Genomic DNA, 16,610 nt, shown 5'->3' with positions numbered 1-16,610 from the left:
CGCGCAGGCGGGGACCCAAGGTGAGCTTCCGAAGTTTTTCTGGTTCGCGGTAACGCGCACTTGACCGGATCCGGCGCTCGAACTTGGGTCCCCGCCTGCGCGGGGACGACGGGTTGGCGCGCGAACCACGGGTTGGCGGGCGAACCACGGGTTGGCGCGCGAACGACGGGTTCGCGCGCCGGAACCACGTTGGCTTAACGCACCGCCGTCTGGATCGCGTGCGCCGGAATGTCGACCGCCACTTCGGCGCCATCCACCACCAGGCGGTAGCGCTGCGGCTTGTCGGTGCGGTTCATCACCACCACGGCCAGGCTGCCGTCGGCATTCCGGAAGGCGGTCGCGTCCAGCGAGCTGCGGCTGGTGGCGGCGCTCACGCGGCGCGCCTTGGGCCTGATGTAGCGGGTGAAGTGGCCCATGTAGGCATAGCTCGGGGTGAACACCAGCTTGCCGTCGTCGCTCGCGTGCAGCAGCGCGAAGCAGTAGTTGCCGACGTGGTTGGGGCCGCCGCGGCTGTCGAGCAGCATGTTCCAGTCGACCCAGCCCGCCGAGCCGGCGTTCAGGTCGGCCAGGATCTCGCTGCCGTAGCGCTCGCCGTTGGCCCAGGACTGCATCTTCGACGGATCGAAGTGTTCGATCGAGGACTCGGTCAGCAGCAGCGGCACATCCGGGAAGGTCTCGCGCACCGCAGCCAGGTTGCGGTGCATCGACTCGCCGCCGGCCCAGGTCTCGTACCAGTGGTAGCCCACGCCCCAGATGTAGGGACGGGCCTTCCTGTCGGACAGGATGTGGGCGGCGCGCTGCGGCAGCAGGTCGCGGTTGTGGTCCCAGACGATGACCTTCTTGTCCGCCATCCCCGCCGCCTTCAGGGCCGGGCCGAGGTGGTCGCCGAGGAAGCGGGTCTCGTCTTCGGCCGTGTAGATCATCGATTCCCAGGTCTGCTTGGCCATCGGCTCGTTCTGGATCGACAGGCCCCACAGCGGGATGCCGGCCTTTTCATAGGCCTTCACGAAACGGACGATGTACTGGGCCCAGGTGTCGCGGTACTCCGGCAGCAGCGTGCCGCCGTGCAGCATGTCGCCATTCGACTTCATCCACCCCGGCGCACTCCAGGGCGAGGCGAACACGCGCATGTCGGTGCCCTTCGAGCGCGCCGTCGCCAGCGCCTGGCGCAGCAGCGGCACGCGGTACTGCATGTCGTGCTCGATGCTGAACGAGGCCAGCGAACGGTCGCCATCCTTCACATAGGTGTAGCTGGCGCTGCTGAAGTCCGAGCTGTGGATGGTGGTGCGCAGCACACTGTAGCCCAGGCCCTGCTTCGGATCGAAGTAGGCGGTCATGAAGGCCTGCTGCTGGTCCGGGGTCAGCCTGGCATAGGTCTCGGCGGCGGCGTCGGTGATGGCGCCGCCGAAGCCGAACACTTCCTGGAAGCTGCGGCGGGTGTCCACGAATACCGCAGTCTCGGTTTCCAGCGGCTGGCCGGCCGGGCGCGCCGCGCCCAGCGCCTGCGGCACGAAGCGGTCGGCCGCGCCCTGGGCGGTGGTATAGACCTGCCATTGCGGCGCGGCCGGCGCGGCCAGCGCGGCGCCGGCCAGGGCCACGCCCATCACCGCCCGGCACAGGGTCGGCATCGGGTGTCGTCTCGTCATCTCTCTCTTCTCCTTGTTGTTGATCGCCATGGAACGGCGTTCCTGAAATTCAGTGCCAGGTGAAACTGGCGACGCTCGACGCCGGCAGCGTGTAGCGGAAAGCCTCTTTACCCACCTTGACGGTGAAGGTGCGCGGCGCCGCCTCGCCGTTCGCCACCAGCAGCGCGGTCGAGCCGTCCGGATTGCGGAAGGCGACGTTGGCCAGGCCTTCGGCCGCCTCGCTGGACTTGATGCGCCGCGCGCCCGGCAGGACGAAGCGGCTGGCATGGGCCAGCGCGTAATACTCGACGTTGCGGGTGACCGCGCCGGTCGTCGCATCGATGGTGACGACGCCGCGGCAATCGCCGCAGCCGCCCAGGTGCGGGCCGTCTTTCTCGTCCAGCGCCAGGTTCCAGAACAGGACCCCGCGCGCCCAGCCGCGCGTGGTGTCGATCACCAGCGACTTCGTGAAGTACTGCAGGTTCTTGGACCAGTCCGGCGACCAGCCGCCGCCCGAGCACTCGGTGAACCAGGTGTCCTTGGCCGGGAATTGGTCGTGCAGCGCGGCCTGCACATCGGACTGGCCGGCGTAACAGTGCCAGGCGACGCCGCTCACGTACCTGGCGGCCTGCCGGTCGGCCAGCACCGCGGCCGGCGACTCCGGATGGTCCCAGTTGTGGTCCCAGTCGAAGATGGCGGTGCCTGGATTGGCGCGCGCCAGCAGCGGGCCGAGATGGCCGGCGATGAAGGCCGCGCGCTTGGGCGGTTCGACCCGCATGCCGGGATAGTCGGCGGGCTCGAAGTGCGGTTCGTTCTGCAGGGTCAGGGCGGACACCGGGACGCCTTCGGCCTTCATCGCGTCGACGTAGCGGTTCAGGTAGCGCGCGAAGGCATCGAAGGCTTCGGGCTTCAGGGTGCCCGTGACCAGGCTGTCGTTGGACTTCATCCAGCCCGGCGCGCTCCACGGCGAGGCCATCACCTTCAGCTGCGGATTGATCGCCAGCGCCGCCTTCACGGTGGGCAGCACGGTGCCGCGCTGGGCATCGATCGAGAAGTGCTTCAGCTCCGGATCGCTCTGGCCGGGCGGCATGTCGTCGAAGCTGTAGTGGGTGCGCGAGAAGTCCGAGGCGCCGATGGTCAGGCGGGTGAAGGACAGGCCGAGGCCCTGCCCCGCCCCCTTGACCTCGCCGCGGCCGAACAGCTCGCGCAGCAGGGCTTCGCGCTGCGGCGCCGTCATGCGTTCCTGGATCAGGTAGGCCGAGGCATCGGTGATGGCGGCGCCGAAGCCGGCCATCTGCTGGTAGCCGACCCTGGGATCGATCTCGATCACCGGCGTGCCCGCGGTCATCTTCGCCATCGCGGTGCCGAAGCGCGCATCGGCTTCGCGCGAGAGCAGCCTGGCCTGGTCGCCGGTGGTGATCCAGGCCTGGACGGTGGCGGCCGGGGCGGCCACGGCGGCGGCGCCGGGGAAGCATGCCGCCAGCAGCGCCAGCACGGCGCCGCGGCGGCGCAACGGATGGAACATCGACATCGGGTGGGTCTCCTTTGGGTTGGCCGGGATAGAAATTGGAAACGTTGCCAATTTCCGCAGCCACTATAGCAGCAGGGATTTACCGATGTCAAAAACTAAAACCGAAGCCTATTTGCCGTCCAGCTCCACCCCGGTCGCCGCCAGGATGATCGACAGGCAGGTCGTCATGGCTTTCACCATCGGCCCCTTCTCGACATCGATCCATTCGTCCAGCGAGTGCGTGCGGCCGAACTTGTCCGGCCCCATGCGCCCGATGGTGAGGGCCGGGATGCCCAGGCTCATCGGCATGTTCGAATCGGTGGAGCTGCTCCTGGTCGCGAACTTGTAGCCGCCGGCTTCGATGGCGGCCCTGGCGGTCTGCACGAATGGCGCGTCGACCTCGATGCTGCCGGCCGGCCGGTCGCCGACCAGTTTGGCGTCGACCGTGATCCTGCCTTCCCTGGTCGAGCGGGCAAGGTTTTCGCCGTCGGCCGCGTCCTGCACGATCTTCAGCAGGCGGTCTTCCACGCGCTTGAGTTCGGCGACGGATTCGGAGCGCATGTCGACGTCCATCCAGGCGGAAGTGGGAATCGAATTGACCGAGGTGCCGCCTCCGATCAGGCCGATGCTGTAAGTCGTCTTCGGCGAGGCCGGCACCTGGGTACGGGAGAACTCGGACGCCGCCTGGCCCAGCGCGAACATGGGGTTGACCAGGCCGAACGCGCCGAAGCTGTGGCCGCCCGGGCCATTGAAGGTGATGTGGTAGCGCTTGGAGCCGACGCCGGCATTGGTGACGGTGCCCACGTCCGCCGACTCGACCGAGAAGAAGCCCTTGATCCGGTCCTTGTATTGGCCTTTGGTGAACAGGTAACGCACGCCGCGCAGGTTGCCCGGGCCCTCCTCGCCGACGGTGCCGACGAACAGGATATCGTCGCGGGTCCTGATGTGGGCGGCATTCATCGCGCGCACGAAGCCCAGCAGCACCGACAGGCTCATCGTATCGTCGCCGATGCCCGGCGCGCGCAGCTTCGTGCCTTCGCGCTTCACCTTGACGTCGGTCCCGGCGGGGAACACGGTGTCCATATGGGCCGACACCACCACGAACTTGCCGTCGCCCCGGGCGCCTTTGCGGATCCCCAGCACATTGCCCTCCTCGTCGATCTTCACGTCGGCCAGGCCCGCATCCCTGAACATCTGTTCGTAGACCTTGGCGCGCGCCGCTTCGTTCAGCGGCGGGGCCGGGATTTCGGCCAGTTTGATGCCGTCCTCGACGATGCGGCCATGTTCCCTGTCGATGGTGGCCGCGGCCGTCCTGAAAGCCGGGCTGGCCAGCAGGCGCTCGACCTCGGCGGCGGGACTGGAAGATTGGGCAATGGCGCCAGGAGCGCCGAGGACGGCACTGAGCGCGAGCGCCAGTGCGGAAAGACGTGCTGCGGCCTGCATGAAACTCTCCGGATCGGTTCTGGGTTGCAAAAATGAAAGCATTTAATGCTAGCACATGTGCAAGATCCGGCAGGCGGGTGGGACTGCCCGGCAAATGGCGACGCTAAAAAGAAAACGGACCCGACTTGGGTCCGTTCCTGGGAATTCGAGGCGAGGACAGGAATCGAACCTGTCTACGCGGCTTTGCAAGCCGCTGCATAACCTCTTTGCTACCTCGCCGAAGACAATCGTAGCGCTACGGCTGTCCTCCGCCATGCGGCAGCTCAAGCAATGAAGGGCCAGCTGAGAATGCGCTTGGCATGCAGTACCGAGCGCGTGACGAGGTAAGCGCCGGCTAAGCCGATGGGCAGCAGGCAAAGTCCATCGCCCATGACCGCCAGCCAGACGCCGGCGACGGTGGCGAAGGCCACGCCGACCATCAGCCAGAGCTCGATGCTGAGGAAGAAAGGCGCCGCCGCGCGCAGGGCCTGCAGCAGGAGCGCGCGCGCTTCCTTGATGGTCTTGATGTCGTGACCCATGATGTGTTCGCTAATGAATAAGGGAGCCAGAAATGCAAAATCGCCGGCGGGCGGCGATGTGGACAGCACGCATTCTAGCATGCGGCGCCCGGACTCAGCGGGCCCCGGCCAGTTCGGCCGCCACCAGGCGGTCCATGTCGTCCGCAGCCAGCGGCGGGCTCAGCAGATAGCCCTGGCCGCAGTCGAAGCCGAGGTTCTTGACGGCGGTCAGCTGGTCGGCCGTTTCGATGCCGTCGGCGCAGACCGTGATCTTGACGTCGCGCGCGACCCCGACCAGTGCCGACAGGATCGGCGATTCATCGTCGTGGCGCGACAGGCGGCGTACCAATTCCTGGCCCGGCTTGACTATATCGAGCGGAAATTTTTGCAGCGACGACAGGGCCGCCAGCTCGGCGCCGAAATCGTCCAGGCCCAGCCGCACTCCCCGCTTGTGCATGTCCTGCAGCGTGTGCGCGGAGAATTTCGGATCGAGCAACACGCTCTCGCGCATTTCCAGGCGCAGCAGCGAAGGCGGCAGGCCGGTCTCGTCCAGTACCCTGTTCAGCACCGACAGGAAGCGCGGATGGCGCAGCTGTTTCGACGACACGTTCAGCGTCAGCGGCACCACCAGTCCGGCGCGCACCCAGCCGGCCTGGGTCGCGCACGCCGTGCGCAGCGCCCATTCGCCAACCGGCAGCATCAGGTTGGCGTTTTCCACTTCCTGGATGAAATCGGCGGCGGTCAGCAGGCCGCGTTCAGGGTGGCGCCAGCGGATCAGCGCCTCGATGCCGGCGATGCGCCCGGTCTCCAGGTTGTATTGCGGCTGGTAGTGCAGGCAGAGTTCCTCGTCGCGCAAGGCACGCTGCAGCTCGTATTCGAAGCGCTTGGCTTCCTGGGCCGCCGTGCCGAGCGCCTGGCGGTACACCTGGTAGTTCAGGCGCCCCTGGTTCTTGGCTTCGTACAGGGCCAGGTCCGCCAGCTTCAGCAACTGGCCCGGCTCGAGCGCATCGTCCGGATACAGGGAAATCCCCATGCTGGTGCCGCTGTAGACTTCGTGGCCATCCAGCTGGTAGGGAAGGCTCAGCTCCACCACGATCTTGTCGGCCAGGACTTCGGCGGCGGCCGCCTCGGCCAGGTGGGTCTGGACGATCACGAACTCGTCGCCGCCAAGGCGCGCAGCCAGGTCGGTTTCGCGGATGTGGGCCTTGAGGCGGCGCGCGACTTCCTTCAGCAGCAGGTCGCCGGCATGGTGGCCGAGGGTGTCGTTGATCGACTTGAAACGGTCCAGGTCGAGCATATGCACCGCCACCAGGTGCCGGTCACGCTGGGCGTACTTGATCGCATCCTTGAGGCGCTCGTTGAAACTGGCGCGGTTGGCCAGGCCGGTCAGGGCGTCGTGGCTGGCCAGGTGGTAGGAATACTCGACGGCGCTGCGCAAGGCTTCCTCGGCCTTCTTTCTCGCCGTGACGTCCTCGACGATCGCGAGCAGGCGCGGCCCATCGCCGCTGGCGCGCAGCGAGATCGTGACGTTGACCCACAATTGCGAGCGGTCCTTGCGCAGGTAGCGCTGCTCCGCGACCGTCACGGCCTGCTGTCCGACCAGCAGCTTGTGGAAATTCTGGATCGCGGTTTCCTGGTCGGCCGGATGGGTGATGTCCTGGTGCGACAGGTTTTCCAGCTCGGCCATGGTATAGCCGAGCATCGCCTGCAGGGTCGCATTCGCGGCGACGAAGCGGCCATCGGCGGCGCATTCGGCGATCCCGAGCGGCGCATGCTCGAAGGTCGTCCGGTACCGTTCCTCGCTGCGGCGCAACGCTTCCTCCACATGCATGGCATCGGTAATGTCGACGAACAGCACGATGCCGTACTGCGGTTTGCCGGCACCGTCGCGCAGCATCTTGGCGGTCATGCGGATCCAGCGCGTGCTGCCGTCCTTGCGCAGCAGGCGCCGGTCGCGCTGGATTTCGATGGCGCCCGCCAGCAGTTGCTCGGTGAACTGGCGGCTGCGTTCGCGCTCGTCGGGCGGGGCCAGCTCGAGATTGCTGCGGCCGACCAGTTCCTCCGGTGCGTAGCCGGCGATTGCCGCGAAGGTGTGATTGACATAGGTCCAGTGGCCGCCCAGGTCGATGTGGCCGATCGCGATCGGCGCCTGCTCGTACAGGAGCCGAAAGCGCTGCTCGCTCTCGCGCAACTGCGCTTCCGCGTGTTTGCGGTCGCTGATGTCATGCACGATCATGCTGGCCATCGGCTCGCCGCCGTCGTCCGTGAACAGCTTCGAGGCGACGCGCGCGTCGAAGCGTTCGCCGCCGCGGCGCACCAGGCACAGCTCGGCCGCCATTTCGCCTTCCGCCGCCCGGCGCGTCAAGGCCAGCGCCAGGTCGGGATCGCTGCTGTCGAGGAGCTGGCTGACATTGCGCGCCAGCAGTTCCGCCGTCGTATAGCCGAACAGTTGGCAGGCAGCCGCGTTCACGGACAGGATGCGCCCATCCAGGGCTGTCAGAAGCATGGCGTCGGTGCAATGCTCGAACACCGCGCGATAACGGGTTTCGCTTACCGTGCCGTCGAGGATCTCGTCGTGATCGGAGGTGGCTTTTTCTTCTGGCATATCGAAGCTCGGTTCGAACATGCGCGTGCACAACGGCGCGAAGTCAGGATGCCTCATCCTGCCATGATTAACTTGACAACACAAGATTCGCACTACCGAAAGTCATTGATTCAACAGTTTACGACTAACGATGTTTCCCTTGGAGCATCATTATATGCCTGCCAGATGTTTAGCTGGCGATACACGGTCGGGAATTGGGTCAGGCGTCACGGGTACGCGGAGGAATTCTGGAGGCGAGGACGGGAGTCGAACCCGTCTAGACGGCTTTGCAGCCGTTTCTCATCCATATGAATCAACAAGTTAGGCGAGAACCACAGTTTTGCACCACATGAGTTCGCTCAGTGTCGAGAGTTGCGATGTCCGTGGATTGTCCCGGCTGCCGCGGCCCAAGCGGGTTACGCAGCGGACAACTCGAAGATCGCCTGCAGGTCGACTGCGCTGATACCCGAAGCCAGTTCCGCGTCGCCCTCCAGCACAACGTTTGCCAATTCCCCCTTGCGCCGCTGCATGTCCTGGATTTTCTCCTCGAGCGTCCCGCGTGCGATCAGTTTGTAAACAAATACTGGATTCTCCTGGCCGATGCGCCACGCGCGGTCGGTTGCCTGGTTCTCGGCGGCGGGATTCCACCATGGATCGTAATGGACGACCGTGTCCGCCGCCGTCAGGTTGAGCCCGACCCCGCCGGCCTTCAGGCTGATGAGGAATACATCGACCTGGCCGTCTTGGAATGCGGCGATCGGGGCCGCACGGTCGACCGTGTCGCCGGTCAGCACGGCAAACTCTACGGCACGGGCGCACAACGCATCGCCGATCAGTGCAAGCATGCTGGTAAATTGCGAAAACACGAGTACCTTCCGCCCTTCACTCAGCAAGGTCTCCAGCAACTCCATCAGGGCATCCAGCTTGGCCGAGCCCGCATCGCCGCCCCGCTTGAGCAGGCGCGGGTCGCAGCAGACCTGGCGCAGCTTGAGCAGCGCGTCGAGAATCACGATCTGGCTGCGCGCCAGGCCCTTGCGGTCGATCTCGTCGCGCACCTTGCGGTCCATCGCAACGCGTACGGTCTCGTACAGGTCACGCTGGGCGCCGCCGAGTTCGACGGGGAGTACGATTTCAGTCTTGGGCGGCAACTCGGTGGCGACCTTGTCCTTGGTCCGCCTCAGCATGAACGGCTTCACGCGCCGCGCCAGCAATTCCCTGCGCAGACTGTTGCCATGCTGTTCGATCGGTTTGCGGAACTCGCTTTTGAAGCGCTTTTCGTCGCCCAGAAAACCCGGCATAACGACATGAAACTGCGACCATAATTCGCCGAGATGGTTCTGCACCGGCGTACCGGTCAGGCACAAGCGGTGCCGGGCATCGAGCAGACACGCCGCCTGGGCCGACTTGGACCGGCTGTTCTTGATATATTGGGCTTCGTCGAGGATCAGCAGATGGTAACGATGCCGGCGCAGTTCAGCCTCGTCGCGCCCAAGCAAGGGGTAAGTGGTAAGTACTAGATCGGCGTCGTCGATACGATCGAAGCGCGTCGCCCGGTCTTTCCCGTGCAATACCAGCACGCGCAGACTGGGCGCGAAGCGGGCGGCCTCGGCCTGCCAATTGCCCATCAGACTGGTCGGCGCGACCACCAACGCCGGCGCATCGAGGCGTCCCGCCTCTTTTTCGACCAGAACATGGGCCAGCGTCTGGATCGTCTTGCCCAAGCCCATGTCATCGGCGAGGATGCCGCCGAACCCGTACTCGCGCAAAAACTGCATCCATGACAGTCCCTCATGCTGATACGGACGCAACCGGGCTTGCAGTCCCACCGGCACATCGACCTGACGGATCCCGTCGAAGAGGCTCAGTTTCCTGCCCAGTTCACGCAGGCGCTCGCCGCCCATCCAGCGCAGCTGCGCGGCCCGCTCCAGTTCCGCCAGGCGTGCGGCGTCGGTGACGGGCAGCCGCACAGCGCTGCCGATACGATCACTAAAGTACAGTTCGCCGAGCGTGGCGAGAATCGGCTTGACGCGTATCCAGGGCAGGATGACGCGCGTCGTATCGGGCAATTCTACGATGATGTCGCTGGCGTCGTCGCGCCAGGACGGGCCGGCGGCATAGAAGTCCTCGGGGGCTTCTCGTATCATTTTCAGGAGCAAGGGCAACAGGGCATGCCGCCGGCCGTCCACGACGATCCCGAGTTCGAGCGCGAACCAGGCGCTGGCGCCCTCCCCGTCTTCGTTCAGTTCGGCATACCAGTCCTGCACTTCCTCGACATCGTAGCGGTAGTCGCCTTCGATCTCGACCTGCCAGCCGGCCGAGCGCAGGCGCGGCAGGTCGTGGCGCACGAATGCCAGCCAGGCCGCTTCTGTCGGCAACTGCACGGCATCGGGCAACCCGGCCAGCGCGGAGCCGCTTGGAGGCGCCGCGAATCCGAGTTCTGCGAGGGTGCCTGCCGCGCCATGTTCGGCATGCGTGTCGCGTTCGATCAGCTCGACGGCATCCCCCGCCACGCGGCGCAGGACGGTCTCGCTAATGCCCTCGGTCGAAACGCCGTCATAATCGAAGTACAGCAAGGCGTAATCATGCCATTGCAGTTCGCCGAGCACGACGCTCACAAAACTGTTCAACAGCAAGTGCGCGATTGGCGCGATGTCGTTTCGCTGGCGAGTCTCCAACCTTTGCGGCGCGGGCACCATACAATCCATGCCGCGCTCGACCAGGCGCGCCGCCATGCCGGCACACTGCTCCGGACGCAGCGGCGGGGCCTGTTCCACCAGGTTCAGCAATGTAGCCGGCGGCAGCGCCGCGAGCGACTCCGGCAGGACCAGTTCGCCCAACGCGCCTTCGGTCAGATAGCAGGCCGGTTCGGTAGCCAGCACATGTTCAATGGCCGCGCCGTCATCGAATCGCCAGGTTAGCCGGACCGATTCGCCGCCGGCGGCATCGGCATGCCAGCCCAACTGCGCATGGCGCAGCGCTCCAGGGCGTACCGGAAACAATCGTCCACGCTTCAGATCGGCGCGCGTTTCCGCCCACATCAACTTGCCATCGGCGCACAATTGCGCCAGCAAACGGGCACCGAGCGCGCCTACCGGTTGGATGTCGTCGTTGTAGATATTCCCTACTCGCAGTCCGGCCAGCTGTCGGAGCAGGTCTACATCGCCGCGCTGGACAAAACCCGGCTTCGACACCAGCAGCCCGTAAAAATCGTTGTGGATAGTGGATGCGCCAACGCTGCCGTCCTTGCGCAAGCGCGACTTACACAGATGCAAACGCAGCCGGCCGCCGCCCGGCCCGGGTATGAGTACATAGTCCAGCCGGTGCGCCTGACCTGATGTCGGCGTTGCACTGGACCGTACGACCTCATGTGTTTCGACGAGTTGTTGCAGCCAGAATTCGGCACTGGCCGGCAATGCCGTCCCTGACGCATCCGGCGTGTCCCCGGTCTGCTCCAGACTGGTGAGCAAGACTGCGACGACATGCTTGCAGTTATATGTCATGGGGCAACTGCAAGTTCCCTCGAACCCGATGCCACGGCGACTGGCCACGAGATGAATCGTCTGGCGATAGACATTCACGCCGCTTCCCGCCACCCGGCCATCGATCCTGTCGCCGTCGCGGTGGACACTGATAACATGGCCCTTGCGGCTATACGCGGTACCGCGTGCCAAGGTGGTCGAATCGAATTGGCGAACGAGGCATTCCGGAGTGAAGTTCATGTGAGAAACGGAGATAGCACGGGCAAGGGCTTATTATCCTCGAGAGTCCAAAAGACTGTAACGCCGACTACCTACTTGCACCATTAGTCGAACGCGAGAAAATGTTCAACATACTGAACATTTTAAGGTGACGTCATGCGCTTGTCAGAGATCGGCCAACGGATCAGGGAACAACGACGGGCTCTCGGGCTGACGCAGGAACAGCTCGCCAAGCTGTCGGAACTGTCGCGTACGACGATCAACCAGATGGAGAACGGCACTCTGGTGGATCTCGGCTACGCCAAGCTATCCCATCTGCTAGCCGTGCTGGGCCTGGACTTGCAGGCTAAGCCCGCAACTGGCCTCGAGCATGCACTCGTGGTCGCAGCCCGGACTGCCAGCACGAGCTACAAGAAATCTCTCGCGCCCGAGACGCTGGCAGAGATGCTGACGTCCGGCGATGCGCCGGACGAGTATCGTCCGCACCTGATGACCTTGCTGGACGAGACGCCGCTGCCGGTCGTGATCAAGGCAATCCAGGAAGCAGCCCAGCGCTCGCCCGCAACGACACCAAGGAAAGTGATGCAACACATGGCCAAGTGGGCTGAGGAACTGCACAGCTACCGGGCGGTATGGTGACGACCGGTTCGGCAACTGGCCTCCACGAAACCAGGGCCGTTCAGTTGTCCCAAGGCCCGATTGCCTGGGTGATCGTGGCCAAAAGCTGCGGGTATTCGCTGCCTGCGAAAGCCCATGGCACACTGCGGTGACCGCCTTGCTTCAAAAAGATCAAGCATGGAGCCGAATTCGCCGGCCGTTGCCCAATCCAGCATCTAATCAGCGGATGAGCTGTCTGTCGATCGAACAATGATCGCGCGCGTTGACGCAAGTACCAGCCGCACTTCGGTGCTGTCGGTCCGCACCCTGAGCCACTCGCGGATGCGATGCATTTCAGCGGTCTTCGGCATCCTGCGGCATTCGGCGCTCATGATGGGGATCGTCGTCGCCCCCGGGGAACCCGGCAACACGGCCCTTCCGACCACGACGTTCCCACAACCCGGGTACTGCGCTTCGAACTCCCGCGTGACGGCCCCCGCCTGTTCGACCCAGCCACGCTGAACCGCCAGTTGCTCGCGCAATGCGGCAATGGCGCCATCCTTGTCCTGAAGCGCCTGCTGGTTGTTGCGCACGATCTCGGCGAGGATGTCCGCCTTCAGGCTGCCGATATCGATCTTTTCGTTGGTCTCCACCTGGGCCTGGTGCACGATCAGGCGAGCATGCTGCAGTCCGCTTGAACCCAGGCGGCTTTCGATCGCCTTGATCGCCTCCCCGGGCAGCGGCGCACCGATCAGCGTGACTTCGATGTCGCGCGAGCCGGGCGCGACGCGGGTCTCGATCACGTGCACCTGCGCCGCCTTGAACTCTTTCCGCACAAAGTCACGCGCGCGGCTGCTGAACAGCTCATTGTCGACCAGGCGCGCGGCAAGGAAGATGCTCGGCACGCCCGTCAGCAGCACAATGGCAAGCAAGGCGCGCTTGACGCGGCGCTCCTTGGCGCGATCGATGAATTCGCGGTGCGGAAGCCTGAGGAACTCGATGACCAGCACTGCGGCGAAGGCGATAAAGACGCAATTGATTGAAAACAGATAGAACGCACCGCCGAACACCGACCAGTTCCCGTTCGCCAGGCCGTAGCCGGCGGTGCATAAAGGCGGCATCAGGGCAGTCGCGATGGCCACGCCGGGGATGACGTTCGATTTCTCGCGCCGCGTCTGCCCGATGATACCGGCCAGGCCGCCCGCCAGGGCGATCAAGACGTCCCACAGCGACGGCGTCGTGCGCGCCAGCAGTTCGGACTGCGCCTCGGCCAGCGGTGTCACCATGAAGTACAGCGTGGATGTCAGCAGGCTGATGCCGGCAGCGATGGCCAGGTTCGCAAGCGAACGCCGTATCAGCGAAAAATCGAGGATGCCGATGCCGTAGCCCAGGCCGACGATCGGCCCCATCAGCGGCGACACCAGCATGGCGCCAATGATGACGGCATTCGAGTTGGTATTCAAACCGACCGATGCGATCACGATCGCGAGCATCAAGATCCAGGGTGTGGCGCCGCTCAACTCCACCCCTGCACGCAGGCTGCGGTCGATCTCCCCATCGTCCGCCTTGTCCTCGAGGAGGCTGAAGCGGTGCGCGATTGCCGCCCGCAGGGATAGGCGTTGCGATTGGGTGTCGGGTGCGTTCATGGACAATCTTTATTACCGAGAAATGTTCCACGGCAAATTCTTTCAAAACGCAATTCTCACCCGGATTCTGCATTCGCACAAACATTTCGCTGCCACGATCGCACCGTCGGCCTGCCCTCACGCCATCGAATCCGTGTTGGCCTTGGGATTCTGGAAGTACACGGTCTGGGTCGGATACGCGAAGGCGATGCCCTCCGTCTCGAAGCGCTCGAACAGGGCGACGTTAATGGCTTGCTGGATGTCCATGTACACCGCATATTCGGGCGTTTGTACGATGTACACGGTCTCGAAGTCGAGCGAAGATGCGCCATAGGACTTGAAGTGGGCACGATCGAAGCGCGCCAGGGGCTGGGCCTCGACGATTTCGCGCAAGATGCCTGGAATCGCCAGCAGTTGCTGCTTGCTGATGTCGTAGACGACTCCGATACCGAACACGATCCGGCGGGTCTGCATCCGTTTGAGGTTGCGGATGCGGCTCTTGAGCAGGTCGCTGTTGGAAAACACCACCTGTTCGCCGCCCAGTCCGCGGACCCGGGTCGTCTTCAGGCCGACGTATTCGACGGTCCCGGCGATATCGTCCACCGTGATGAAGTCGCCGACCACGAAGGGCTTGTCCAGCATGATCGACAGCGACGAAAAAAGGTCACCCAGGATGTTCTGGAGCGCCAGCGCGACGGCGATACCGCCGATCCCGAGGCTGGCCACCAGGGTCGTGATGTTGACGCCAAAATTGTCGAGGATCATCAGGATAATGATGATCCATAGCGCCGCCCGCACGACGAAGCCCAGTGCCGCCGTCGTGGTCGTGCTGGCCGCATCGAGCGCATTGCGCCGCGTACGGTAGTGGTGCAGCCAGCCATGGGCGCCGACGTCGCCCCAGCGCGCGACTTGCAGCAGCAGCGCCGCGATCGCCAATCGCGACAGCAGCAAGGCGCCTTTCTCCGGCAGGACCAGCCAGTGCGATCCGGCATAGGCCGCCATCGACAGCATGAACAATGGATGGGTCGCTTCCAGCATCTTGGCGGCCAGGTCGTCGAGATGGGTTGCAGTATGTTGTGCAAACGCCCCGAGCCGGCTGACGATCACGCGCTTGAGCCCAGCCAGGATGACGTAGACAGCCAGGCCGATGCCGGCAGCTATTGCCCATGCGGCAAGGTCATTATTCGATATGAGGTATTGCATGTGATCCCTTTCCAGGTAAGCGAGATTCATGCGCGGCCCGGACCGACGATGGGGCAAAAGAAATTGTGGGCGCCGGCGCCGGCGATTACCGTGGGTATGGTGCGTCGACGATGCATGCGGCATCGACGTGGGAGTGCGTGAATCTCGACTGAAGAATTACATGATATCATGCCAACTATATTTGTACAAATATCGAAATATCCTTTCATTGTTGGCATTGCACGTTATAATCCGGCCTGGGTGATCGTGCCGCTCGGGCACGACAGGATTCGCGATGGTCGGGCCGCCACGCGGCTTGATCGCGACCATATGCCCAATTCTCATCCTCCATCCCTTCCAGGTTTCCCCTGGCTTTCGAACACCTTCAAGGAATTCGCGGCATCGGGAAAGGCTGGCGGCATGGTGCTCATCCTGTGCACGCTCGTCTCGCTGGCGCTGGCCAACTCGCCGCTGGGTGGGCAATACCTCCACTTCTGGCACCGGCCCGTTGTCGGCCTGAGCATCGAAAACTGGGTCAACGACGCCCTGATGGCCGTGTTTTTCCTGCTGATCGGGCTCGAACTGGAGCGCGAACTGTACAACGGCGAGTTATCAGACCTGAAGAACGCCATGCTGCCGATCCTGGCGGCCGCAGGCGGCATCGCCTTCCCTGCGCTCATCCATTTCAGCCTGAACCACGGCACCGCCACGCAGTCCGGGCTTGGCATTCCCATGGCCACCGATATCGCCTTCGCCCTGGGCGTGCTCGCCTTGCTCGGGAGCGGCGTGCCGGCGTCGCTGAAGATCTTTCTTACCGCACTGGCGGTCATGGACGACCTTGGAGCAATTGTCGTGATCGCGCTGTTCTACACCGCGGAAGTGTCGGTTGCCTATCTCGCGGCCGCGCTGGCGGTCTTCGCAATCCTGCTCATGCTGAACCGCGTGGGCCGGGTGATGGCACTGACGCCCTATCTCGCCGGCGGCGCCCTGATGTGGTTCCTGATGCTGAAGTCAGGCGTGCACGCGACCATTGCCGGTGTGCTCCTGGCCTTTGCGATTCCCTACTCGGCCAGATGCGATGACGAGAAATCGCCGTCGCACCGCCTCGAGCACTTGCTGCACAAACCAGTCGCCTTCGTGATACTCCCGGTGTTTGCACTCGCGAATACCGGCGTGGCCATCGGTGCCGACTGGCTCGGCGACTTGCTGTCGTCGAACAGCCTCGGCATCGCTTTTGGCCTGGCTGCAGGCAAGCCAGTAGGAATCGTGCTGGCGAGCTTCGCGGCCGTCGCGCTAGGCCTGTGCCGCTTGCCGGCGGACCTCACCTGGCGCCATGTGTTCGGCGCCGGGCTGCTCGGCGGTATCGGCTTTACCATGTCGATCTTCATTACGAACCTGGCCTTCGCCGAGCAGGCAGAACTCATCAACGCATCGAAGATGGCAATCCTGATTGCTTCAGTGGGCGCAGGCGTGGCCGGATTTGTGTGGTTGAAATTTACTTCCCGTAAGGTGGCACGACAGTAAAGGCAGAGGAGCGCCTTGCGCCTTCGGCCAGGATACCAATTGCGGCGGCCGCGCAGTTCCGGCAATGTTGCGCCTGGTGCCGGCCACACGCGTTAGCGCACGCTTTGCATACCTTGGCGCACACCTGGCAAAGCGCCGCCGCATCCCCGCTGCCCCTTTCGATGAACCCGCCGGCGATGTGGAAAGCAGGTCCCACCTGCATTGCGCCCCGCATTTGACGAAAACGGTACACTGCGGTGCATCAATTGTACAAATGTATTCCTTGGCGCTTCCTACCAAATCAGCGGCACGTTCGTTGACGGCAAAGCATTTGAAGCGAGATCCG

The 16,610-nt window shown here is 64.1% G+C and carries 11 protein-coding genes and 1 tRNA gene; 2 read left to right on the top strand and 10 right to left on the bottom strand.

The annotated features are described in order from the left end of the window. Positions 1–194 precede the first annotated feature (194 nt). The 7 genes from AC3A6M_RS04480 to AC3A6M_RS04450 all read right to left on the bottom strand — a co-directional run bounded on the left by AC3A6M_RS04480 (position 195) and on the right by AC3A6M_RS04450 (position 11,378). Positions 195–1,646 (bottom strand): glycoside hydrolase family 30 protein, encoded by a 1,452-nt coding sequence (locus AC3A6M_RS04480; RefSeq protein WP_487851520.1) that lies wholly within the window; start codon positions 1,644–1,646, stop codon positions 195–197. A gap of 49 nt (positions 1,647–1,695) precedes the next feature. Continuing rightward, a complete protein-coding gene (locus tag AC3A6M_RS04475) occupies positions 1,696–3,156 on the bottom strand; it encodes a glycoside hydrolase family 30 protein (protein WP_487851519.1) in 1,461 nt (486 codons plus the stop codon). Positions 3,157–3,264: 108 nt separating this feature from the next. Further along, positions 3,265–4,578, bottom strand: a complete 1,314-nt coding sequence (locus tag AC3A6M_RS04470; RefSeq protein WP_487851518.1) for a M20/M25/M40 family metallo-hydrolase — start codon at positions 4,576–4,578, stop codon at positions 3,265–3,267. 148 nt (positions 4,579–4,726) lie between these two features. Further along, positions 4,727–4,797, bottom strand: a tRNA-Cys gene (locus tag AC3A6M_RS04465). A gap of 44 nt (positions 4,798–4,841) precedes the next feature. Then, complete coding sequence (locus AC3A6M_RS04460) at positions 4,842–5,096, bottom strand: hypothetical protein (RefSeq protein ID WP_487851517.1); 255 nt, start codon at positions 5,094–5,096, stop codon at positions 4,842–4,844. Between the two features lie 94 nt (positions 5,097–5,190). Beyond that, positions 5,191–7,680, bottom strand: coding sequence for a sensor domain-containing protein (locus tag AC3A6M_RS04455; RefSeq protein ID WP_487851516.1), 2,490 nt, complete (start codon positions 7,678–7,680; stop codon positions 5,191–5,193). A 395-nt stretch (positions 7,681–8,075) separates the two neighbouring features. After that, positions 8,076–11,378: a DEAD/DEAH box helicase gene (locus AC3A6M_RS04450; RefSeq protein ID WP_487851515.1), complete on the bottom strand. Its 3,303-nt coding sequence runs from the start codon at positions 11,376–11,378 to the stop codon at positions 8,076–8,078. Between the two features lie 135 nt (positions 11,379–11,513). On the opposite strand from AC3A6M_RS04450, the gene AC3A6M_RS04445 reads away from it, so the two are divergent. Next, positions 11,514–11,996: a helix-turn-helix domain-containing protein gene (locus AC3A6M_RS04445; protein ID WP_487851514.1), complete on the top strand. Its 483-nt coding sequence runs from the start codon at positions 11,514–11,516 to the stop codon at positions 11,994–11,996. Positions 11,997–12,190: 194 nt separating this feature from the next. Here the strand turns inward: AC3A6M_RS04445 and AC3A6M_RS04440 are convergent, their stop codons facing one another. Together AC3A6M_RS04440 and AC3A6M_RS04435 are read right to left on the bottom strand one after the other, a co-directional pair. Beyond that, positions 12,191–13,600: a DUF389 domain-containing protein gene (locus AC3A6M_RS04440; RefSeq protein WP_487851513.1), complete on the bottom strand. Its 1,410-nt coding sequence runs from the start codon at positions 13,598–13,600 to the stop codon at positions 12,191–12,193. 117 nt (positions 13,601–13,717) lie between these two features. After that, entirely contained in the window at positions 13,718–14,782 is a 1,065-nt protein-coding gene (locus AC3A6M_RS04435) for a mechanosensitive ion channel family protein (protein ID WP_487851512.1), read from the bottom strand. Positions 14,783–15,091: 309 nt separating this feature from the next. Here AC3A6M_RS04435 and nhaA point away from each other — a divergent pair, with 309 nt between their 5' ends. Beyond that, positions 15,092–16,285 carry a Na+/H+ antiporter NhaA gene (nhaA, locus tag AC3A6M_RS04430; protein ID WP_487851735.1) on the top strand — a complete coding sequence of 398 codons (1,194 nt, stop codon included), beginning with the start codon at positions 15,092–15,094 and terminating at the stop codon, positions 16,283–16,285. On the opposite strand, the gene AC3A6M_RS04425 is transcribed toward nhaA, so the two are convergent. Continuing rightward, a complete protein-coding gene (locus AC3A6M_RS04425) occupies positions 16,257–16,487 on the bottom strand; it encodes a four-helix bundle copper-binding protein (protein WP_487851511.1) in 231 nt (76 codons plus the stop codon). The two genes, nhaA and AC3A6M_RS04425, sit on opposite strands and share 29 nt — an antisense overlap. Between the last annotated feature and the right edge of the window lie 123 nt (positions 16,488–16,610).

Source organism: Telluria sp. Soil_C_11 (assembly GCF_057657395.1).
This window is presented reverse-complemented; position numbering and strand designations above follow the sequence as displayed.